This window comes from Rhodoferax sp., assembly GCF_034519335.1.
Classification (GTDB): domain Bacteria; phylum Pseudomonadota; class Gammaproteobacteria; order Burkholderiales; family Burkholderiaceae_C; genus Allorhodoferax.
This window is the reverse complement of the sequence record NZ_JAXHOL010000037.1, coordinates 1-22067: the sequence shown is the minus strand read 5'-3', so window position 1 is coordinate 22067 and position 22067 is coordinate 1. Positions and strand designations below refer to the sequence as shown.

Below are 22067 nucleotides of genomic sequence, written 5' to 3'. Positions count from 1 at the left end.
CTTGGGCGGCTGCCAGTACTTTGTCACCCACCCCGGCGGGCTCAACTACGAGACTTTCCCGGTCAACGGCTACGAAGCCGAAAGCCGCCGCCTCTCCCGCTTCGCCGCCATGGGCCACACGCCCGGCAAGCTGGTGGTGCCGCCAGCCACCATCAACGTGGCAGGCAGCAAGGAGTTTCCGTTCACGCGGGATCTACGTCGGGGCTGATTTTTGAGTCAAATCGCGCGCTGGCCCCCGTGTGGTATGCGCGAGCAGCTACTGAATTAGTAGCGTTTTGTGGTGCATTGAGGTGTGGGTGCAGAGCTGGGGGAACGGCCCCCCGCCTCATACTGTCAAACGCCCAGAAATCGGCGGGGGGCCATTCCCCCAGCTCTGCGGGTGGGGTGGCTGGTATGCGGGCGGGGGGGGCAGATACCGCGCGCTGCAGCCGCAGCGCTTGGCGAGTCCGGCAGCTAGCAGATTCACCCGTTCGGGGGATACTCAAACTCCGGGACTGAAGTGAGAATTGCCTGATCCCTAGTCCACTTTTCTCCAGCTAGCCATTAAAAATAATGAGAGTCTTCTACGCCTTTTGGTTCTTCTTTTGCGCTGGGTGGGGTTACCTCTCAGCGACCTTTTCATCGGAACACTCGCCACATTGGTTACAGGCAGCGTCCGTGTTCCCGATTGCGTTAGCTATGTCAATCGGCCTGCTGTGGCTAGAACTTCGGAAATTACCTGCGGGGAAAATGGCTTCACGCCCCAGCCTGCAATTGAAACCTTGGAATCGCCCTGTAGGGTTGATCTTGTTTGTTGGCCTCACGTTCTCCTTCGGCGGCATATGGGGCCTAGGGCTGTCCTCACTCTTCAAACTACCCAGCCCAGGGGTTGCATTCCAATTTTTTGCTATGGGTGCAGGAACCGTTGGTGGTTGCTATTTTTCTTTCCGCTTGTTCCCAAACAAGTTCAACGTCTAGCGGGTCGCGTCGCTTACCTCTTAGGGCTCAATGTGAAGCGGCGCAAAGCCATAAGAAACTTGACCACCTTCCTATACATCCTAATTGCTGCCGTCGTGGGCTACGTCTTCGGACGGTACCGTGCACACTCGTTTCAGAACCGTGGCGAAGCCCTGCTAGCCCGGACCATTCGAAACCATTTCGCAAGCCCTGACTATCACTTGATGAACAACGTGACGCTCCCTTTGAAGGATGGCACTACCCAGGTCGATCACATACTGGTCTCGCGATTCGGCGTTTTTGTGATCGAGACAAAAGACTACAACGGCTGGATTTTCGCGAACCCGAAACACGCGACCTGGACCCAGACAATTTTCAAGAGCAAGTTCAAATTTCAAAACCCGATATTTCAGAACTATCGGCACTTGCGAGCAGTCCAGTCACTCCTGGATTTCTTGCCGCCTGAAGCGGTGAAATCCGCCATTGTGTTTACAGGCGAAGCAGAGTTCAAGACGGAGATTCCAGACGGAGTGTTTACGCTTCCTCGGTTCATTGAAAGCGTTCGCAGCCAAACCACTTCGCTTTTGTCCCAAAATCGAGTCCAGTTTTGCGTGGGCCGCCTTGAAACATCGCGCCTAGCTCTCACGCGCAAGACTGATATCGAACATGTTCAAAGCCTGCAGCGCCGGCACGGCGGTGAAGCATAGCCTCCTACTCCAGAAGCAAGCCATTTCATGACGTCAATCACTTTCAAATCATCAAAGTTAAAGTACGCCGTACTACTTTTTATCGCGATCTTCGCTGTCGCTGTTGGGGTGATGATGGTCACGGATGCGAAAGCCAAAGACGCGTGGATAGGCTGGGGATGCATCATCTTCTTTGGCGCAAGCATTCCACTTTTTGCTCGTGAGGTGTTCAATACGCAACCGCGACTGATACTCAATGGGGAGGGCGTCTTTGATCGCACACTGGGTGTCGGAATCATTCCTTGGACAGAGATCACGGGCGCCACGCTTAGGTCAGTCAATCGGAATTACTTCATCTGTCTTGAAGTTCACAATCCAGAGCACTGGACAGCGCGCATGTCACCACTGAAACGCGCAATGGTGTCTGCCAACAAAGTCTTTGGTTTTGCAGCGCTAAACCTCAATCTCTCTGCCATTGCAGCTGACCCGATGGAGGTATATACGCTTGTTCTGAATAAGGCAGTTGCAAGCCGAGCGCGTGTTGGTTGACGACTAGAGCGTCCACCGGATACCAGCTACTCACCAGCAAAGCCAGTTAGACTGCGCCCAAAGGAAACATCACTATGGCAGGCGTATTCGGCAAAGACCCCAACATGAAGAAGAGCACGCACCATGAGCTGGAGCGGCTGAACCAGGAGCGCAAGCAGAAGTTGGCGGAAGCGGCGCTAAAGTTCACCAAGAAGAAGCCCGTGGTGCCCAGCAGCGCGACGCCGACGAAGTAAGAAAATTTGGACAAAAAAAGGCCCCAATCAAGGGGCCTTCTTTTTGGGGGAACGCGAGTAGCTTAGTAGCTGCTGCGTCCGCCGCGGTAGCCGTCGGATGCGCCACGGGGTTCCATGGGGCGGGCCAGGTTCACCACGATGGAACGACCGTCCACCGATTGGCCGTTCAGGCCGTTGATGGCGGCTTGGGCCATTTCGGGGGAGCCCATTTCCACAAAACCAAAGCCTTTGGAGCGGCCGGTGTCGCGGTCCATCATGACCTTGGCGGATGTCACGTCACCAAACTCGCCGAAATTGCTTTGCAGGCTGTCGTTGGTCACGGAGTAGGGCAAGTTGCCCACGTAAATTTTGCTGCTCATGGTTGAGCCTTTCAGAAAAAGCGTGCTGGGCATATCAAGCGCCTTTGCAACGCGGGAGAAGCGGTTTCAAAGAAACCGCGGAAATGGGTTGAGGGTGTGGGGGCCAAGGCTCAGGCCAGCGCGGGGCGGGCCATGCAGGTTTCTAACCATCCTTGCGTTACTGCAAAAATCCGGGCGGCTTCGCGGGAGGCGAACTCTTGGTCAAACCGGAAAATGCGGCAATAGCCACCTTTGCTCAGTGCGCGCTGGACCGAAAAGGACGCGCGGTACTGGCCATTGGTTGTTTCGTGGGTCGCGGGCGATACGACGTAATTGCCCATGGAAATCGAGGTCTCTGGAATCTGGTTCATGAAGGATCGCAGGCACTACGACGTCCTGCGTGAGCATCTAAGGAATCGGCTGGTTGCAGCTCTACAAGCCAGCGTGGTCGACATTCGTCGAGCAAACCCTAAGACCTTCATACCGGAGAAACCATTAACGCAGGACTTTGGGGAGGTACAACTTTGCGTGATTAGCAAGTTTTACGCGGCTCTATTATATGCACAAATTATTTCAATCTTGATTTTTATTTCAATAATTCATAAAGACCACTAAAACTGTCCGCATGCCGCTGCAGGCGTAGAGAGCTGAGGCGACTACTGCCCCCAACCCCAGCCCGGAGCTGGATGGCGGCGCGCATTTGCGGCTCTTGGATCAAGGGCGCCAGTTTCTGTACTTTCATGTCGGCTTAGCATGCAAATTGCATACTGTTGGTTTTTACAAGGAAACTCATGCCCTCTATCAACTTCATTGGCGGCGAAAAAGGCGGAGTCGGCAAATCGGTCGTGGCACGCGTGCTGGCCCAGTACTTCATTGACAAGGGGCGCGCGTTCACCGGCTTTGACACCGACCGCTCGCACACCTCGTTCACGCGCTTCTATGCCGATTACGCGGCCCCCGTGGTGGTGGACACCTACGAAGGCTTGGACCTGATTGCCGGTGTGTTTGAAGAGGAACCCGTGGTGGGCCTGCCGCCCAATGTGATTGTGGACCTGGCAGCACAAACTGCCGCACCGCTGGCCCGATGGGTCAAAGATTCGGACTTGGTCTCGCTGATGGCGAGCCTGGGCGTCACGGTGAACTTCTGGCATGTGGCCGATGCGGGCAAGGACTCGGTGGACCTGCTGGACCGGCTGGTGGCCACCTATGGCGCCGGGCCCAACTACATCGTGGTGAAGAACCAGGGACGGGGCACCGATTTTTCGCAGTTGGACGACTCCGCCGCCCTGAAGAAAGCCATGGCTTTGGGCGGCCATGTGATCAGCCTGGCCCAGTTGCACGAGGCCAGCATGCGCAAGATCGACCGGCAAAACGCCAGCTTCTGGGCCGCCATCCACCGCAAAGACGGTGACGACGCGCTGGGCATGCTGGAGCGCCAGCGGGTGAAGACCTGGCTCAAGAACAGCTACGCCACCCTGGACACCCTGCCACTGGGCTGACCCCTGGGTTAGCATCTGCCACTGCCATTGCCACCCAAGGAACCTGCCATGTCGCTCCAGCCTTTTCACCTTGCCATTCCCGTGTACGACCTGGCCCTGGCGCGCCAGTTTTATGGCGAGGTGTTTGGATGCACCGAGGGCCGCAGCAGCGCGCAGTGGGTGGACTTCAATTTCTTTGGCCACCAGCTGGTGATCCACCTGGCGCCCAAAAACGACTCGCAAACCCACGCCCACACCAACGAGGTGGACAGCCACCACGTGCCGGTGCCGCACTTTGGTGTGGTGCTGGCCTGGGACACCTGGCACGCGCTGGCCGAGCGCCTGCAAAGCCGCAACACGGCCTTTGTGCTGGAGCCGGGCATCCGCTTCCAGGGCCAGGTGGGCGAGCAGGCCACCATGTTTCTTCTGGACCCCTGCGGCAACGCGCTGGAGTTCAAGGCCTTCAAGGACATCGGGCAACTTTTCGCCAAATAAACGACTTGCTTGCCGGAGGGCACCATGCACACCCTGATCAGCGAATTCAGCCGCGAGGTTCTGGCAGCAGGTGCAGCGGTGTTCCAGGTGGGCGACACCGGCGACTCGGCCTATGTGATTGAGTCGGGGTGTGTGGAGGTGCTGGTGGGGGCCGCACACGCCCAGCAGCGTGTGGCCGTGCTGGCCGAAGGCGCCATGTTTGGCGAAGTAGCGCTGCTGGACCGCCAGGCCCGTACGGCCACCGTTCGCACCCTGGTGCCCACCACGCTGGTGCGTATTGACCGCGCCCATGTGGAAGAGCTTTTGGTACGCGCCGACCCAGTAATCCAATACCTGCTGCGTCTGCTGCTGGAGCGCTTTCGCAGCAGCAGTGCCAAGTCCGAGTTGCCCCCCTCCCTGCCGCCCTTGTCGGGCCACGCGGCATTTGCGCCGCCCGAAGACTTGCATGCCGCTGCCGTGCGCACCTTGTCGCTGGCGCACGACTTGTCTGATGCCATCGACCGCGACCAGCTGGACCTGTATTACCAACCCATCGTGCGGCTGCCCGATGGCACGCTGGCGGGCTACGAGGCACTGGTGCGCTGGCGTCACCCGCAGCTGGGCGTGGTGCAGCCGGATGAATTCATTCCGCTGGCAGAGAAAACTGGCCTGGTACACCGCATTGGCCAATGGGTGCTGCAACGCGCCACCACCGACTGGCCCGTGCTGCGAAGTACCTGCGCAGCCCGTGCTGGCGAGCGGCCATTTGTCAGCGTCAACCTCTCAGCCCCCGAGCTGTGCAGCCCCGGCATTGTGGAGGCCGTCGAACGCTGTCTGCAAACCACGGGCATGGACGCACACGAGTTGCGCATTGAGTTGACCGAGACGGTGATCATCAGCAGCGTGGACAGGGTCTCCGCCTCCATCGCACGGCTGCGCGCCATGGGCATAGGCATCGCCCTGGACGACTTTGGCACCGGCTACGCCGGGCTGGACTACCTGCAAACGCTGCCCTTCACCACCATCAAGATTGACCGTGCCTTTGTGGCGCACATGCACAGCTCGGAACGCAGTTTCCAGATCATCAAGTCTGCGCTGGCGCTGTCGCAGTTGCTGGGCATTTCTACCGTGGCAGAAGGGATTGAAGACGCCGCCACCGGCACGCTGCTGGCCAGCATGGGCTGCGAATATGGCCAGGGCTATCACTACGCAAGGCCACGGCCGCTGCACGAGCTGCTGCCGGGCTGAAGAGGGACCCGGCCCCCACTAGGGCGCGGGCCGCAACTTGCGCAAGCCGGTATTCAGCGCCCGCTGCGCCATGGCACCTTTCGCGGTGCGCTGAAAACACACATACAGATTTTTGGTCTCCAGCACTTTGGGATTGACCTGTAGCTGCGGGGCAATCCGCGCCAGTTGGGGGTCGGTCTGCACCAGGTGTTCATAGACCTGCTGGTCCACCACCACCAGATCCACCCGGCCCGCCGCAAGCTTGAGGATGTTGCTGCGGTCATCGGGCGCTTCTTCGGAGGTCACCATCTTGCTGGCAATTCGCGCGTCCAGCTCTTCCGTGTTGACAAACCCGCGCACCACTCCGATGCGCATGCCCTGCAAATCATCGTAGGAGGCCCACTTGACAGGACGGTCGGTGCGCTCCAAAAACACCACGTGGCTGCGCCCCACGGGGTCGGAGTAGAGGTAACGCGCAGCGCGCTCGCGCGAGTAATAAGCCGGGAAGAAACCGGTGTAGGCGGCGTCGGTATCCACCAGGCGCACGGCCCGGGACCAAGGGAAGAACTGCACCTCGGCGTTGGCGCCTGCAAGGGCCATGGCATCCACAATGGTGGCAGTGACAAAGCCCAAACCGGGCAGCGCAGCGCCGGTGTAAGGCGCCCACTCCAGCGTGCTCAGTTTGTACTCCGCCGTCGGGGCGGGCTGGGCCAGCAGCATGCAATGGCTTGCAGCAAGCCCCACAGCCAAGACAGCGCGCCAAAAGAGTCTCATACAGTCTCCACCGGTGTAACTCTGTACCTTGAGCGCATGGTAACGGGCTTTGCTACGCTTGGCTCGGCACGGGGCTTGCGTGCGTGCTTGGGCACCCGGCGCGTCCTGCGCTGGCATACTCAGGCCAGTGACTTCTTCTCTTGACCCCCTAGCCGTGAACCGCCCTGCCACCGATGCCGATGTGCTTCCCCAGGCGCGCCTGTGTGTAGCCGCTGCCGGGCACTTTGACGAGCTGCGGGCAAGTGCCCCCCCCAAAGCCAGCGCCCCGGCCTCCCCCGGCGCTGATGCTGCTAGCAATTTCATAGCTTCCCGCGCAGATTTCACGGGAGTTTGGAGCCAATTCTTTGCCAATATGGAGGCCCGCACCAGCGCCGAACTGGACGCCCGTGCCGCCAGCCTGCAGCGCCAGATCCGCGACAACGGCGTGACTTACAACGTCTACGCCGATGCCGAGGGCCCGCAGCGCCCCTGGTCGCTGGACCTGTTCCCGCTGGTGGTCGATGCCCCCAGCTGGCAGCACATCGAAGCCGGCGTGCAGCAGCGCATGCGCCTGCTGGAGGCCGTGATGGCCGATGTGTATGGCCCGCAAACCTACCTGGCCCAGGGCCTGCTGCCCCCGGCCCTGGTGCACGGCCACCCGGGCTACCTGCGTGCCATGGCCGGCGTGCGGCCCGTGGGCGGGCGCCACCTGCATGTCACCGCCTTTGACCTGGCCCGCGGGCCCGATGGCAACTGGTGGGTGGTGGGCCAACGCTGCCAGGCCCCCAGTGGCCTGGGCTACCTGCTGGAAAACAGGCTGGCCGTGTCGCGCCAGTTTCCGCAGGCCTTTCAGGCACTCAAGGTGCAGCGCCTGGCCAGCACCTACCGCGCGCTGATGGACAGCCTCAAGGCGCACAGCCCGGCCGGTGCCGACGCCCACATTGCCCTGCTGACGCCCGGGCCCTACAACGAAACCTATTTTGAGCACGCCTACCTGGCCCGCTACCTGGGGCTAAGCCTGGTGGAAGGCAGCGACCTGATCGTGCGCGACGAGCGGCTGTTCCTCAAGACGCTGCGCGGCCTGGTGCCGGTGCATGGCCTGCTCAAGCGGGTGGACGACCAGTACCTCGACCCGCTGGAGCTGCGCCCTGACTCGACGCTGGGCGTGCCCGGCCTCTTGCAAGCCATCCGCGCGGGCAACGTGCTGGTGGCCAATGCGCCGGGATCTGCCTTTCTGGAGTCGCCCGCGCTCTTGGGCTTTTTGCCCGCACTGGCGCAACACGCGCTGGGCGAAGACCTGAGCTTGCCCGCCCTGCCCACCTGGTGGTGCGGCGAGCGCAGCGCCATGGAAGACGCGCTGGCCCGCCTGCGCGAGCACACCATCAAGCCCACCTACCCCGGCTCCAGCATTCACACCAGTTTCGAGTCGGTCATTGGCAACACCCTGGGCCAGACGGCCCTGGACGCCTGGGCCGGCCGCATCATGCGCCAGAGCGAGGACCACACGGTGCAGGCCTACATGCCGCTCTCGCAAATGCCCACTTGGCAAAGCGCAGGGCCAGGCCAGCGCGGGAGCATGGTGGCGCGTTCGGTACTGCTGCGAGTGTTTGCCGTGTCCGACGGGCACGACGCAACAGGCCGCCCACACTGGCGCGTGCTGCCCGGCGGCTTGGCCCGCGTAGCCGGCACCACGGCCGACATTGCCAGCATGCAGCGCGGTGGCAGCAGTGCCGACGTATGGGCCCTGACCCATGGCGAGGTGGACACCACCACCCTGCTGCCCACCGCCCTTACGCCCGCCGTGCTGGCGCAGCGCAAGCGCCTGGTCACCAGCCGCGCCGCCGAAAACCTGTATTGGCTGGGCCGCTACACCGAACGCTCCGAGAACTCGGTGCGCCTCGCGGCCCTCACGCTGGACTGCCTGGGTGGCGAAGAGCAAAGCTCGGTGCCGCTGCTGCAGTGGCTAAGCCAGATGGCTGTGGCCAACACCTTGGTGCTGCCGGGCACACCGTCTGCCGTGCAAGCGCGCCGCGTGTTCGAGCGCGCACTGGTAGCCAGCCTGGCCTCGGCCGAAGGTGCCACCAGCGTGGGCTTCAATGTGCGCGCCCTCAAAATGGCCGCAGCCACGGTGCGCGAGCGCCTCTCACAAGAGCACTGGCACACCATCGTCAAGGCCGAGGAGTCCCTGTTTGCCCAATGCGCCCGCCTGAGCGCCCAAGGCGACTACACCCCGGCCCAGGCGCTGCGGGTGCTGGGTGACCTGAGCGACCAACTGTCCGCCATCACCGGCGCACAAACGGACCGCATGACGCGGGACGACGGCTGGCGCCTGCTGAGCATCGGCCGCCATGTGGAGCGACTGCACTTTTTGGCCAGCGCGCTGGCGCGCAGCTTTGAAACCGGTGCGGTGGACACCGACGGCGGCTTTGAGGCGCTGCTCACGCTGTTTGACAGCACCATCACCTTTCACGCCCAGTACCAGCAAAGCCGCGACATTGCCGCGCTGACCGACCTGCTGGTGCTGGACCGCGACAACCCGCGTTCGCTGGGCTGGGTGGCCCACACGCTGCGCGGGCGCCTGGCCAAACTGGCCCTGAGCCCGGCCGGTGAGCTCAGCACCATGTCCCTGCAAGTGCCCAACCCCGACACCTGGGACCTGGCCCATTTGTGCGAAACGCCCCAGGGCGAACCCAGCGCTCCCGCACTGCGCAATCTGCTGGACGCCTTGAGCGAGTGTGCGTTTACTGTGTCCGAGGACATCAGCACCACCTACTTCACCCATTCGGGCCACACCAAACACAGTGTGGGGACCTGATGCTGCTGCAAGTCACCCACCACACGCGTTACGACTACCAGCCGGCGGTCGAGACGGCACAGCACGTGGCCTACCTGCAGCCCCTGCAACACGCCGGCCAAAACCTGCTGAGCCACGCCCTCACCATCAGCCCGCAACCGGCGCAGCAGCGCAACACGCTGGATGTGTATGGCAACTCGCGCTGCTTTTTTTCGCTGCAAGTGCCGCACCCGGTGCTGGAAGTGCAGGCCATGAGCATCGTGTCCACCAGCGCGCACGCCCGCCCGACCAGCGAGCAAGCCTGGGAGCAGCTGCGCGATCGGCTGCGCTACCAGGCACACACGCCGTTTGAGGCCGCGTCAGAGTTTGTGTTTGCCTCGCCCTTTGTGCCGCGCCGCCAGGAGTTTGCGGGGTACGCGCGCCCCAGTTTTGGGGCCGGTGCCAGTGTGCTGGACGTGGCCGTGGACCTGATGGAGCGTATCCACACCGACTTCATTTACGAGAGCGAAAGCACCCAAATCAACACCCCGGCCCTGCAGGCACTGGAGCAGCGCAAGGGCGTGTGCCAGGACTTTGCCCACATCATGCTGGCGTGCCTGCGCAGCATGGGCCTGCCAGCGCGTTACGTGAGTGGTTACCTGCTGACCCGGCCTGCACCGGGTGAGGTCAAACTCATTGGCAGCGACGCCTCCCACGCCTGGGTCAGCGTGTATGTGGGTGACCTGCCCGAGGGCCAACGCTGGGTGGACCTGGACCCGACCAACAACCGCTGGGGCTGGTTTGCCCCCGGCGTGGACTATGTGACAGTGGCCACCGGGCGCGACTTTGGCGATGTGTCGCCCCTGCGTGGTGTGATCCACGGCGGTGCCAACCACACCCTCACGGTGGGGGTGACGGTGGAAGAGATCCACAGCGACAATACCGACTCGGCGCCCACCACTGCGGCTTCGCAGAGCCAAAGCCAATCCCAAGGCGGAGGCCAGAGCCAAAGTCAAGGCGCTATCAATTAAATAGCTGCTTGCGCAATACCCATAAGCGCAAACGGCACTTTTTACCCAAAGGAACCCCCATGAGCATTTACGACAAACTCACCGCCCTGAACATCACCCTGCCGCCCGTGGCCGTGCCTGCAGCGGCCTATGTGCCCTTTGTGCAGACCGGCAACCTGGTCTTCATCAGCGGCCACATTGCCAAGAAAGACGGCAAGCCCTGGGTGGGCCAGCTGGGCAAGAACACCACCACCGAAGAAGGCAAGGCGGCTGCACGCGCCATTGCAATCGACCTGATGGGCACCCTGCACGCCGCGGTGGGCGACCTGAACAAAGTGAAGCGCATCGTCAAAGTCATGTCCCTGGTCAACTCCACCGGCGACTTCACCGAGCAGCACCTGGTGACCAACGGCTGCAGCGAACTGCTGGGCGAAGTGTTTGGCCCGCAAGTGGGTGCGCATGCACGCAGCGCCTTTGGCGTGGCCCAAATCCCCATGGGCGCCTGTGTGGAAATTGAACTGATCGCCGAAGTGGCCTGATTTACCCCACGCTCCATGAAAAAAAGCGCTGCCAAGGCAGCGCTTTTTTGTGGGCAAAAGGTAATGCTAGTTCAGCAACAAGGGCGCACCCGATGACCCCGTGTGCGCCAACTGCGGCGCCACCTTGAACACCGCCACCGCCTGCGCCAACTGGGCGGCCTGGTCGCGCAGGCTCTCGGCCGCTGCCGCGCTCTCTTCCACCAAGGCTGCGTTTTGCTGCGTCATCTGATCGAGGTTGCCCACCGACTGGTTGACCTCGGCAATGCCCGCGCTCTGTTCACTGGAGGCAGCCGTGATTTCGCCAATCACGTCCACCACCCGGCGCACGCTTTGCACAATCTCCTGCATGGTGGCACCGGCGTCCGTCACCAGCTTAGTGCCCGACTCGACCTTCTCCACCGAGGTACCAATCAGGCCCTTGATCTCTTTGGCCGCCTCAGCACTGCGGCCAGCCAGGCTGCGCACCTCAGAGGCCACCACGGCAAACCCACGACCCTGCTCACCGGCACGTGCCGCCTCTACGGCAGCGTTCAGCGCCAGGATGTTGGTCTGGAAGGCAATGCCGTCGATCACACTGATGATGTCGCTGATCTTTTTGCTGCTCGCATCGATCTGCTGCATGGTGCTCACCACCTGTGTGACCACCTCACCGCCACGCTGGGCCACGCTGGAGGCACTGGCGGCCAGGGTGGCGGCCTGGTGGGCATTGTCAGAGCTCATGCGCACGGCATGCGTCAGGCTGTCCATGCTCGACGCGGTGGAAGCCAGGTTGCTCGATGTTTGTTCGGTGCGCTGGGCGAGGTCGTTATTGCCGGTGGCAATCTCAGTGCTGGCGGTGGCAATGCTGTCGGTGCTTTGGCGTACCTGCGACACCATCAGGCCTAGCGAGCGGTTCATGGCTGCCAGCGATCGCATCAGGTCACCAAATTCGTCAGCCCGGCTTTCGTCCACATAGCCGCTCAGGTCGCCTTCGGCAATACGTGCAGCCAGATCATTGGCTTGCAACAATGGCTGCTTGATGGATCGGATCAGGAAGCCGGCACCCACCAAGATGCCCCCAATCAAGACCACCAGGCCACCGGCGGACATCAGGATCAACTTGCGGCCCTCGGCCTCAAAACTCTCGCGCAGGGCTTCGTTGGCGACGTCCTGCATCGTGACAAATTGCTGGTGCGCATCCTGCAGGGCCTTCACCGCCGGGCGGTACTGGGTTTCCACGAAGGCCGGCATTTCGCCGGGCTTGACCACCTTGAGCAGCGCGGTCTGGCTGGTCAGGTCCTGCAATTTCTTCCGCAGATCGGTGATTTTGGCGAGTTGGGCTTTGTCGGCGTCCGTCGGATCTGCAGCCTCGATGGCCTTTTGCAGCTCTTCAATCTTGGCATTGCTCTGGGCAATCTCGTCCTTGAAGGCATTGGCCACACCGGGGTCCACCGACACCACCACGGCGTAGGCGCGGGTGGTGTTCACATCCACCAGCGCAGCCCACTGGTTGGCCGCCTTGATTTGGGCCAGCATGGCCGCGTTGACAGCGCCATACGCTTCACGGGACTTGCGGGACTGCAGGGCTGTGAAAGCAATGATGATGGCCAACAACACCACCATCAGCCCCATCGCGGCCCACAACTTGGTGGCCAGACGAAGTCGGTCAAAACGCATTCCAATCTCCTTTAATTATTTTGTAATTTAACCACGCAGGAGCGTTTGGAAAGCGATCGGAATAACGGGATTTACCCTGCCATGCGCCAAATACCTTGGCCTTGCACCGCTACTAAATCAGCAGCATTTATTTGCTCGGGTACCAACTCCGCCAAGGGAAGCAAAACAAACGCACGTTCAGCCATGCGCGGGTGCGGCACTGTCAGCGCGGGGCTATGGATCGTGGCGCTGCCGAACAGCAAGAGATCCAGGTCCAGGGTACGTGGCGCATTCCGATAAGGGCGCTCGCGCCCAGCCCCCAGCTCAATCTGCTGCAGAGCCAGTAGCAAGGCCGGAGCGGTCAAGGTGGTGGAGAGTTCGGCCACCGCATTCACATAGTCGGGGCCGCTGGAATCGATGGGAGCGCTGCTGTAGAACGATGAGTGACGCAACAGCTGGGACTGGGGCAGCCCGCCCAATGCCAACAAAGCGGCCTGCAGGGCGGCCACGGGGTCGCCAAGGTTGGCACCCAGGCCGATGTAGGCCAGCACCGGCGCACGCACGGTCAGCGCTGCCTTACTCGGCGCTGCCGCCAGAAGAACCACCCTCGCCTTTGGCCGCACCGGAGCGGCGACGGCGACGGCGTTTGCGGGGAGCATCCTGACCCTCTGGAGAAAATTCTGCCTCAGCGTCTCCACCTGCGGCTGGGGCTGCGGGGGCCGCAGGCGCTGGTTTGCCTGGGGTGCGGTGTACGCGGGGAGCCTGCTTGCGCTGTTGCTGTTGCTCGGCACGCACCTGGTCCACCATGTCTTGGCGCACGTCGTCGCTGGCCATGCTGAATTCCTGCCACCAGTCGGCCAGCACCTCGTCAATCTCACCCGCGTCGGCGCGCAGGCGCATGAAGTCAAACGCAGCGCGAAAACGCGGTTGGTCCACCATGCCAAACGGCGTGGCGCCCACCCGTTTGTCAAAACGGGGCTGCATGAGCCAGATCTCGCGCATGTCGCCAGCCAGCTTGCCGCGGCCCGACACATCGCCGATGCGGGCGTTGAACACATCCTCAATCGCGTCTTGCAGCGCAGGGTGGCCATGCTGGCCGCTGCGCATGCGCTGGGCCCAACCATCGCGCACATCGGCCCACAACACGCAGGCCAACAGGAAGCTGGGCGCCACCGGTTTGCCCTCGCCGACGCGGCGATCGGTGTCTTTCAGGGCAGCGGCCACAAAGGGCTGCTCGGCACGTTCCACCACCACATCGAGCAGCGGGTAAATGCCGCGCGCCATGCCCAGCAACTTGAGCTGCTCCACCGAGGCCAGCGCGTGGCCGGTCTGCAGCAGCTTGAGCATTTCGTCAAACAGGCGGCTTTGCGGCACGTCGTGGAGCAGGCTCTGGCTCTTGATCAGTGGACCGGCCGTCTTGGCTTCGAGCTTGAAGCCCAGCGGGCTGAGCTTGGCGGCAAAGCGCACGGCGCGGATGATGCGCACCGGGTCTTCGCGGTAGCGTGTGGCGGCATCGCCAATCATGCGCAGCGTGCGGCTCTTGGCGTCCTTCAGACCGTTGTGGTAGTCGACCACGATTTGTGTCTCGGGGTCGTAGTACATCGCATTGATGGTGAAGTCACGGCGCACCGCGTCTTCTTCCTGCGGGCCCCAGACGTTGTCACGCAGCACACGGCCGGTGCTGTCGACGGCGTGTTTCATGCCGGCGAGCTCGTTTTTACTGGTGCGTTCGTTGCCCGCCACCTGCTCGGCGGCGGCGTTGTCCAGGTAGGCGCGAAAGGTGGAGACTTCAATCACTTCGTGCTCACGCCCGCGGCCATAGACCACGTGCACGATGCGGAAGCGCCGGCCAATGATGAAGGCGCGGCGGAACAAGCCCTTGACCTGTTCAGGGGTGGCGTTGGTGGCCACATCAAAGTCCTTGGGGCGCAGGCCGACCAGCAGGTCGCGCACCGCGCCGCCCACCACATAGGCTTCAAAACCGGCTTGCTGCAGGGTGCGAACGACGTGGATGGCACGTTCGTCCACCAGATTGGGGTCGATGCCGTGCACAGACACAGGCACTTCCACCCGTTTGCCGAACTGGGGTTTCTTGCCCGCGGCGGACGGGCTCTTGCCCAGCAATTTGTCGATGAATGTCTTGATCAAGAGAAGGTTCCAAGCGGTCAGAGCCGCGGGTCAGGGAAAGAGCTCAAGTATGCGCCATCCGCGCTCTTGGGCCAGGGCGCGCAGGCGCGCGTCGGGGTTGGTGGCCACCGGGACGGTGACCTTTTCCAGCAAGGGCAGGTCGTTGAGGGAGTCGGAGTAGAAAGTGGTGTGCACTTGGCTCCAGTCCAGCCCGTGGGCGGTCAGCCACTGGGATACACGGGTCACCTTGCCTTCGCGAAAGGACGGAATACCCGCGATCTCCCCGTTGTACCAGCCGGTGCCACCCGGCGCGGAGTCCATCGCCAGGTCCACGGCGATCAGCTCGTCCACGCCAAAGGCCTTGGCAATCGGGCGGGTCACAAAGGCATTGGTGGCGGTCACCACAATCACCGTGTCGCCCGCACGCTGGTGCGCCTGCACCAACTCCAGCGCCTGGGGCTTGATGCCTTTTTGGATCACAGAGCCCATGAATTCTGCGTGAGCAGCTATGGATTTGATAGCGCCCTGGCGCACTATTGCAGCGGTGGCAAAGCGTACATAGGCCGGCACATCCAGGGTTCCAGCTTTGTAGTGCTCGTAAAACGCATCGTTCTGGCGTTTGAACTCGGTCGCGTCGGTCCAGCCTAGCGCAGTGGTGAACTCGCCCCAAGCATGGTCGGAGTCCAGGGGAATCAGCGTGTGGTCCAGGTCAAATAAGGCGAGGCGTTTTGCCCCCGCACTCGTCGTTTGCAGAGTCATTGGTTGTCCAGCATGGCTTTGATCATGGGAATGGTGATGGCGCGCTGGGTTTGCAAGGCGTAGCCGTCCATCAGCTCCAGCAGCTCCATGAGGCTACCCAGGTCGCGGCTGAAGCGCTTGAGCATGAAGTCCATCACCTCGTCGCTCAAAAATACGCCGCGTGCATCGGCCGCCTGGCGCAGCACGGATCGGCGCTCGGGTTCGCTCAGCAACTGCAAGCCATAGATGTGGCCCCAGCCCAGACGCGTGCGCAGGTCGTCGCGCAGCTTCAGTTCAATCGGCGCCAACTCACCCGCAGCCAGCACCGGGCGCTGATGGGTTTGCGCATTCACAAACCAGTTGAAGGCCATGTGCTGTTGCTCGGCGGTGTACAGCTGCACATCGTCCATCAGCACTGCAGCCCAAGCTTCGTCAAATTCTGCGGGCTCCAGTACGGTGGCGTCCATCCAGCCCACACGAGCGCCTTGCTCGCGCAATCCTTCCCGCGCAGCTTTCAGCAGATGGCTTTTACCGCTGCCCTCAGGGCCCCAGAAGTAGGTCGGCACCGGCGAACGGTTGTGCGCGCCGCTTTTGGCGCCGATCCAGAGCTCCAGGTGTTTCAGGGCCGCTTCATTGGGCCCAGCGAAAAAGTTGGCCACGGTGGGCCCGGCGGACAAACCGATGTCCAGCGCGATTTGTTGCATGACCAAGTGTCTATCCCAGATACAAACGGCTCGCCAGGTAACTGGCACGCACACGGCGTACCGCCACCAGCAACACGGCACTCGCAGGCAAGGCAATCAGCACGCCCACAAACCCCAACAGCTGGCCAAAGGCCAACAAGGCAAAAATAACGGCCAGCGGATGCAGGCCAATGCGCTCGCCCACCAGGCGTGGCGTGAGGTAGAGACTTTCCACAAACTGGCCCAACCCGTACACCACGGCCACCATGACCAAGGGGTACACCACCCCTGTGCTGGAGAACTCCAACAAGCCCGCCAGGGTAGCCAGCACCAGACCCACGCCGAACCCCAGGTAGGGCACAAAAATCGCCAGCCCGGTGAAAACGCCAATCGGCAGCGCCAGGTCCAGTCCGAACAGGGCCAGCCCCACGGTATATGCCACCGCCAGTATCAGCATCACCAGCAATTGCCCGCGCAGGTATTGGCCCAGTACATCGTCGGCTTCTTCCAAAAAGCTGTCGGTGCCTGCACGCAAGCGGGGCGGAATCAGGTCACGGACCAGCGCCACAAAGCGGTCCCAGTCCATCAGCAAATAGAACAAGGCCACTGGAATCAGGATGGCATTGCCAATGATGGCAAAGGCCACGCTGCCCCCGAGCTTGACCGAGGCCAGTACCGAACCCAAGGCATCTTCCACATTGGCGTTGAGGTACTTCATGACAAACGCCTTGATGCTGGCCACATCGAGCGAGAAGTTCAGGCCCCATTGCGCCAGCCAAGGCTTGAGCGAGCTGTTGAGGCTGTCCAGCAGCACTGGCAGTTGTTCCCGCATCAGGGGCAGCTCTTTGGCCAAGATGGGCACGATCAGCAATAGAACGCCCAGCAAGGCCACCACAAACAGCAACTCCACCACCACCACCGCCACCAGCCGCGGAATACGGCCACGCCCCAAGTCGTCCAGCCAATCCACCACCGGGGTCAGCGCATAGGCCAACACAGCAGCCACCACAAAAGGCGCCAGTACCGGGGCGAGCAACCACAGTGCCAGCACCACCAAGGCCGCAATCAGGAACCAGGCAGTGAATCGTTTTTGGGTGGATGTGAATTGCATGGAGTGTTGCGCAACCTTGTGGGGCGATGGAGGTGGGAGCTGGCAGTAATCAGGGGGCTTGTCCCGTCGCAACTAAAACAAAGTTTCAGCGAAGACGCACGATTGTCCGGGGGGTCTGGTTAGGTCGAAGCTAAAATCTGGGCAAATTCTATCGGGGTCTGCCTCCGTTCTGCCCCAAAGCCACTTCCCATGACCCAATCTGCCTCCCCCACTCCCCTTTCTTACAAAGACGCCGGTGTTGACATTGTTGCTGGTGACGCGTTGGTCGAACGCATCAAGCCCTTGGCCAAAAAGACCATGCGCGAAGGCGTGCTGGCCGGCATTGGCGGTTTTGGCGCCCTGTTTGAAGTGCCCAAGCGCTACAAGGAACCCGTGCTGGTGAGCGGTACCGACGGCGTAGGCACCAAGCTCAAGCTGGCGTTTGAGTGGAATATGCACGACACCGTGGGCATCGACCTGGTGGGCATGAGCGTGAATGATGTGCTGGTGCAAGGCGCCGAGCCCCTGTTCTTTCTGGACTACTTTGCCTGCGGCAAGCTGGATGTGGATACCGCAGCCGCCGTGGTCGGCGGCATTGCCAAAGGTTGCGAGCTGAGTGGCTGTGCGCTGATTGGCGGCGAAACTGCCGAAATGCCCGGCATGTACCCCGCAGGCGAATACGACTTGGCCGGTTTCTGCGTCGGCGCAGTCGAAAAATCCAAGATCCTGACCGGCGCGGATGTGAAACCCGGCGACGTAGTGTTGGGTCTGGCGTCCGCCGGCGTGCATTCGAACGGCTTCAGCCTGGTGCGCAAGTGCATCGAGCGCGCGGAAAGCGCTGGCACCGTGCCCGCTACCCTGGACGGCAAGCCTTTCAAACAAGCCATCATGGAGCCCACCCGCCTGTACGTGAAAAACGTGCTCGCTGCGCTGGCAGCCCACCCCATCAAGGCGCTGGCCCACATCACCGGCGGCGGCCTGCTGGAGAACATTCCCCGCGTTTTGCCTGACGGTCTTGCAGCACATTTGGTCAAAGGCAGCTGGCCCCAGACCGAGCTGTTTGCCTGGCTGCAGAAGACCGCCGGCATCGACGACATCGAAATGAACCGCACGTTCAACAACGGCATCGGCATGGTGGTGGTGGTGGATGCGGCAAACGCAGACGCCACAGCGGCGACCTTGCGCGCCAGCGGTGAATCGGTACATACCATTGGTGTGATTGCCCCCCAAGGCAGCGGCGCACAGGTCGTCGTCGCCTGAGCGGCAGACCGGGGCTGTTGCCCCGGCGCCACTGCGTGCTAGTAAATTTGTAGCTGCTCGCGCAAGCAGCATCTGGACTTTTGGCACTTTTTGCCCCAAACTTTGCGCTTCGTTGGTTACCACACGGAGCAGCATGCCGGTTATCGCAATCGTCAACCGCAAGGGCGGAAGTGGAAAAAGCACCCTCGCCACCCACGTGGCTGCCTGGCTGGCGCAGCAAGGTGTGTCGGTCATGCTCGGCGATGTGGACCGCCAACAAAGCACCAAAGCCTGGCTCAAACGCCGCCCGCCGTCCCTGCCCGCCATTTCTCCTTGGGCCCTGGACCAGAAAAACGTATTGAAAGCGCCCCCTGGCGTGACCCACGTCGTGCTCGACACCCCGGGTGGCATGCAAGGGTTTGAGTTGGCCCGGGTGATCATGTCGGCCGACGCGGTGGTGGTGCCGGTGTGCAATTCCCTGTTCGACCGCGAATCTGCCGCTGCCTGCCTGGCCGAACTCTCCGCCCTCCCCCGTGTCGCCTCAGGGCGTTGCCAGTTGGGCGTCGTGGGCATGCGGCTGGACGCCCGTACCAAAGGCGCAGAGACCCTGCGCCAGTGGGCCGAGGCGCAAAAACTGAATTTTCTGGGTGTGCTGCGCGAAACCCAGGGCTATGTGCGTGGTTTGGAAACCGGCAGCACCCTGTTTGATGCCGCCGGACCCACCCAGCAAGCCGATCTGGCGCAATGGGAACCCATTCTCGAATGGCTGCGCCCGATTGCACGCCTGCAGGCCCCGGCCGTTGCCGCACCGGTATTAGCCAGCAAACCCGCGGCCCAGCCGAGCACGGTGCAAGCCCCACGAGCCGCCAGCCTGATGCCTGCACAAGAATCCTTGGTGCACGGCAGCCGCCTTTCTGTGTTTGCCCCCGGCATCAAAACCGAGCCAGACGGCGTTGTCGGGGTGGATTTGAACCGCGCCCTGCCGGGCCACGGTGGTGGCGTGGTGCCGCAGTTTTTACTGCGCCACTAGCCTAGGCTTGGCGCAGCTGCCGACGCAGCTCGCTCACCTGCTCGGCCACGGCATCCACGTCCACCACGTTTTCGGCGTGGACCAGGTAACACTCCAAGTCTGCCAAGGCCTGTTCCTGATGCCCCATTGAGGCGTGCACCAAGCCGCGGTCGCGGTACTCGGACCAAGACTCAGGCAATAACACTACCAGCCGCTCCTGCACGGCCAGTAGACGCGGCCAATCTTCCTGCGACTTGAAGATCTCTTTCAGGTTGCGCAGCATGCGCGCCAATATCTCTCGCGGTGTAGCCGATTGCAAGTACAGCCCCAATGGCGCTTCAAAAGCATCCACCAGCCCGCTGCGTTTGCGGTACGGCTCTAGCATCTCGGACAATTCTTCCCGGCTCAGTGAACGCCCGGTCAAAGGCTCAATCACCGCTTGGCCAATGGGCAGCATGACTTTGACCAGGAAATGCCCCGGAAAGCCCACGCCATACACCTCCAACCCCAAGCCCTTGGGCCAGCTCCATCCAGACCACGGCCAGCGAAATCGGAATGCCGCGGCGGGTGCGCAGCAGCACACTGGGAAAACTGTTGTCCGGGTCGTAGAAATTGTTGTGGTTGCCACCAAAGCCCAGGTCTTCGTAGAAAAACCGGTTCAGCACCCGCAAACGCTGGATGGGCGGGGCATCGGCGGCCAGTCGGCGTTTGACGCGGGCCAGCAGCTGGTCCACCTCGCCCAGCACGGTTTGCACATCGGTGTCGGGGTATTCGTCTTGCGCCAGGGTGATCGCGGCTTCGAACAGGGCAAAGTCCCCATCGCTGTGCACCAAGGCTCCAAAGTACTCCAGCGGGGTCGGTACGGCAAATTGCAGCGCCATGGCAACGTCTCCGTCTAGCGGCGCAAAAATTGCCGCAGGTTCAGACCAGCGGCCCACGCCGCCCCCAAGTACACCAGCATGGCACCACCCAGCAGCAGGGTCAACCAGCCAATGCGCAGCAGGCTCTGGCTGCGCAGCGCCACCCAGTCCACCAGGCCTGCGGCCCACAGCAGGTAGATCACCAACAGCGCACTGGCGGCCAGCACTTGCAACACAAAACGCCCCCAGCCCGCCTGCGGCCGGTAGCTACCGCGACGCAGCAGGCCGATCAGCAACCACAGGGCATTGATCATGGCGCCCAAGCCAATCGACAGCGACAAGCCTGCATGTTTGAACATCGGCACCAGCGCGATGTTGAGCAACTGGGTCACCACCAGCACCACCACGGCAATGCGTACGGGTGTCTTGATGTCTTGGCTGGCGTAGTAACCCGGGGCCAGCACCTTAATGGCCACAATCCCGACCAGCCCCACGCCCCAGCCCATCAGGGCGAGCGTAGTCTGCTGCACATCGTTGGCCGTAAATGCGCCGTAGTGGTAAAGCACCGACACCAGGGGTTTGGCAAATGCCAACAAGCCGATCGCGCACGGCACGGACAACAACACCACAATGCGCAGCCCCCAGTCCAGCAGGGCAGAGTATTTGTCCGCATCGCCAGTCGCCTTGGCGCCCGCCAGTTGGGGCATCAGCACCACACCCAGCGCAACCCCCAGCATGGCGGTGGGAAACTCCATGAGCCTATCGGCATAGGTCAGCCAGCTCACACTGCCGGTGGGCAGGTGCGAGGCTATTTGGGTGTTGATCAGCAGGGAAATCTGCGCCACGCTCACGCCCAGCAGGGCCGGCAGCATGAGTTTGCCGATGCGGCGGGTTTCCGGGTCAGTCCAGGCCTCGCGCAGCGCAGGCCCCATGAGTCGCAGCCGAGGCAGCATGCCCAGCCGCGCAAGGGCAGGAATCTGCACCGCCAGCTGCAGCACGCCACCGACCATCACGCCGCCTGCCATGGCGTAAATGGGCTCGATGCCCCGCGCCGCCAGCCAGGGTACGCCCAGCCACGCGGCAGTGATCATGGACATATTCAGCAGCACCGGTGTGGCCGCGGGGACCGCAAAACGCTTCCAGGTATTCAGAATGCCGGACGACAAGGCCACCAGCGACATGAAGCCGATATAGGGAAACATGAAGCGGGTCATCTGCACGGCAGCGTCGTATCCCGCGGCATCTTTTTGCAGGCCACTGGCCATGGCCCATACCAACAGGGGGGACAACAACACCCCCAGCACGCAGGTCAGCAGCAATGCCAACACCAGCAAGCTGGCCACGCGGTCCACCAACAGCTTGGTGGACGCCTCACCGTGCTGGGCCTTGCTGGCCGCCAGCACCGGCACAAAGGCCTGGCTAAAAGCGCCCTCGGCAAACAGGCGACGGAACAAGTTGGGAATGCGGAATGCCACGTTGAAGGCATCGGTCATGGCACTGGCGCCAAAGGCCGCTGCCACCAACAGCTCCCGGGCCAACCCGGTCACACGGGAGGCCAGTGTCCACAGGGACACGGTAGATACAGATTTGATCAAGCTCACGCCGCCAAGTGTAGCCCCCTGGCAAGGCGCAAAGATTGCCTGCCCATGCCAGAGTTTGGGCTAGCTTGGCGTTACTGGTACAATCGCGG

The 22067-nt window shown here is 62.1% G+C and carries 22 protein-coding genes and 1 pseudogene; 12 read left to right on the top strand and 11 right to left on the bottom strand.

What is annotated here, in order from left to right:
• The 4 genes from U5O12_RS16585 to U5O12_RS16570 all read left to right on the top strand — a co-directional run.
• Positions 1-208 (top strand): transglutaminase family protein (locus tag U5O12_RS16585; RefSeq protein ID WP_322579713.1); only part of this gene is annotated, 208 nt, incomplete at its 5' end.
• A gap of 808 nt (positions 209-1016) precedes the next feature.
• Entirely contained in the window at positions 1017-1643 is a 627-nt protein-coding gene (locus U5O12_RS16580; RefSeq protein ID WP_322579712.1) for a nuclease-related domain-containing protein, read from the top strand.
• Between the two features lie 27 nt (positions 1644-1670).
• Complete coding sequence (locus U5O12_RS16575; protein WP_322579711.1) at positions 1671-2171, top strand: STM3941 family protein; 501 nt, start codon at positions 1671-1673, stop codon at positions 2169-2171.
• A 74-nt stretch (positions 2172-2245) separates the two neighbouring features.
• Positions 2246-2404: a hypothetical protein gene (locus U5O12_RS16570; RefSeq protein WP_322579710.1), complete on the top strand. Its 159-nt coding sequence runs from the start codon at positions 2246-2248 to the stop codon at positions 2402-2404.
• A gap of 62 nt (positions 2405-2466) precedes the next feature.
• Here the strand turns inward: U5O12_RS16570 and U5O12_RS16565 are convergent, their stop codons facing one another.
• Positions 2467-2763 carry an RNA-binding protein gene (locus tag U5O12_RS16565; protein ID WP_322579709.1) on the bottom strand — a complete coding sequence of 99 codons (297 nt, stop codon included), beginning with the start codon at positions 2761-2763 and terminating at the stop codon, positions 2467-2469.
• A gap of 110 nt (positions 2764-2873) precedes the next feature.
• On the bottom strand, positions 2874-3113 hold the full coding sequence (locus U5O12_RS16560; protein ID WP_322579708.1) for a hypothetical protein: 240 nt from the start codon (positions 3111-3113) through the stop codon (positions 2874-2876).
• A gap of 420 nt (positions 3114-3533) precedes the next feature.
• On the opposite strand from U5O12_RS16560, the gene U5O12_RS16555 reads away from it, so the two are divergent.
• The 3 genes from U5O12_RS16555 to U5O12_RS16545 are packed head-to-tail and all read left to right on the top strand — an operon-like array spanning position 3534 to position 5942.
• Positions 3534-4241, top strand: coding sequence for a mobilization protein (locus U5O12_RS16555; protein ID WP_322579707.1), 708 nt, complete (start codon positions 3534-3536; stop codon positions 4239-4241).
• 48 nt (positions 4242-4289) lie between these two features.
• Positions 4290-4715, top strand: a complete 426-nt coding sequence (locus U5O12_RS16550) for a VOC family protein (RefSeq protein ID WP_322579706.1) — start codon at positions 4290-4292, stop codon at positions 4713-4715.
• A gap of 24 nt (positions 4716-4739) precedes the next feature.
• Positions 4740-5942: an EAL domain-containing protein gene (locus U5O12_RS16545; protein WP_322579705.1), complete on the top strand. Its 1203-nt coding sequence runs from the start codon at positions 4740-4742 to the stop codon at positions 5940-5942.
• Between the two features lie 18 nt (positions 5943-5960).
• On the opposite strand, the gene U5O12_RS16540 is transcribed toward U5O12_RS16545, so the two are convergent.
• Complete coding sequence (locus U5O12_RS16540; protein ID WP_322579704.1) at positions 5961-6695, bottom strand: ABC transporter substrate-binding protein; 735 nt, start codon at positions 6693-6695, stop codon at positions 5961-5963.
• A gap of 154 nt (positions 6696-6849) precedes the next feature.
• On the opposite strand from U5O12_RS16540, the gene U5O12_RS16535 reads away from it, so the two are divergent.
• From U5O12_RS16535 to U5O12_RS16525, 3 genes are read left to right on the top strand one after another with little or no spacing between them, the layout of a single operon-like run.
• Positions 6850-9489, top strand: a complete 2640-nt coding sequence (locus U5O12_RS16535) for a circularly permuted type 2 ATP-grasp protein (protein WP_322579703.1) — start codon at positions 6850-6852, stop codon at positions 9487-9489.
• Entirely contained in the window at positions 9489-10478 is a 990-nt protein-coding gene (locus U5O12_RS16530) for a transglutaminase family protein (protein WP_322579702.1), read from the top strand. The genes U5O12_RS16535 and U5O12_RS16530 overlap by 1 nt, the downstream gene beginning before the upstream one ends.
• A 59-nt stretch (positions 10479-10537) precedes the next feature.
• A complete protein-coding gene (locus U5O12_RS16525) occupies positions 10538-10996 on the top strand; it encodes a RidA family protein (RefSeq protein ID WP_322579701.1) in 459 nt (152 codons plus the stop codon).
• A gap of 66 nt (positions 10997-11062) precedes the next feature.
• Here the strand turns inward: U5O12_RS16525 and U5O12_RS16520 are convergent, their stop codons facing one another.
• The 6 genes from U5O12_RS16520 to U5O12_RS16495 all read right to left on the bottom strand — a co-directional run bounded on the left by U5O12_RS16520 (position 11063) and on the right by U5O12_RS16495 (position 17290).
• Positions 11063-12652, bottom strand: a complete 1590-nt coding sequence (locus tag U5O12_RS16520; protein WP_322579700.1) for a methyl-accepting chemotaxis protein — start codon at positions 12650-12652, stop codon at positions 11063-11065.
• Between the two features lie 71 nt (positions 12653-12723).
• Positions 12724-13194: a 2-amino-4-hydroxy-6-hydroxymethyldihydropteridine diphosphokinase gene (gene folK / locus U5O12_RS16515; RefSeq protein WP_322579699.1), complete on the bottom strand. Its 471-nt coding sequence runs from the start codon at positions 13192-13194 to the stop codon at positions 12724-12726.
• Between the two features lie 13 nt (positions 13195-13207).
• Entirely contained in the window at positions 13208-14779 is a 1572-nt protein-coding gene (gene pcnB, locus U5O12_RS16510) for a polynucleotide adenylyltransferase PcnB (RefSeq protein WP_322579698.1), read from the bottom strand.
• Between the two features lie 30 nt (positions 14780-14809).
• On the bottom strand, positions 14810-15517 hold the full coding sequence (locus U5O12_RS16505) for an HAD family hydrolase (RefSeq protein ID WP_322579697.1): 708 nt from the start codon (positions 15515-15517) through the stop codon (positions 14810-14812).
• Entirely contained in the window at positions 15514-16200 is a 687-nt protein-coding gene (hda, locus tag U5O12_RS16500; protein WP_322579696.1) for a DnaA regulatory inactivator Hda, read from the bottom strand. Before hda ends, U5O12_RS16505 begins: the two co-directional genes overlap by 4 nt.
• 10 nt (positions 16201-16210) lie before the next feature.
• Positions 16211-17290 (bottom strand): AI-2E family transporter, encoded by a 1080-nt coding sequence (locus tag U5O12_RS16495; RefSeq protein ID WP_322579695.1) that lies wholly within the window; start codon positions 17288-17290, stop codon positions 16211-16213.
• A 189-nt stretch (positions 17291-17479) separates the two neighbouring features.
• Here U5O12_RS16495 and purM point away from each other — a divergent pair, with 189 nt between their 5' ends.
• Both purM and U5O12_RS16485 read left to right on the top strand, forming a co-directional pair.
• Positions 17480-18529: a phosphoribosylformylglycinamidine cyclo-ligase gene (gene purM / locus U5O12_RS16490; RefSeq protein WP_322579694.1), complete on the top strand. Its 1050-nt coding sequence runs from the start codon at positions 17480-17482 to the stop codon at positions 18527-18529.
• Between the two features lie 133 nt (positions 18530-18662).
• The gene (locus U5O12_RS16485) at positions 18663-19538 is read left to right on the top strand and encodes a ParA family protein (RefSeq protein ID WP_322579693.1); all 876 of its coding nucleotides are present in this window, start codon (positions 18663-18665) and stop codon (positions 19536-19538) included.
• A gap of 1 nt (position 19539) precedes the next feature.
• On the opposite strand, the pseudogene U5O12_RS16480 reads toward U5O12_RS16485, so the two are convergent.
• Positions 19540-20398 (bottom strand): annotated as a pseudogene (locus U5O12_RS16480) (SirB1 family protein).
• Positions 20399-20412: 14 nt separating this feature from the next.
• Positions 20413-21978: a murein biosynthesis integral membrane protein MurJ gene (murJ, locus tag U5O12_RS16475; RefSeq protein WP_322579692.1), complete on the bottom strand. Its 1566-nt coding sequence runs from the start codon at positions 21976-21978 to the stop codon at positions 20413-20415.
• Positions 21979-22067 lie beyond the last annotated feature (89 nt).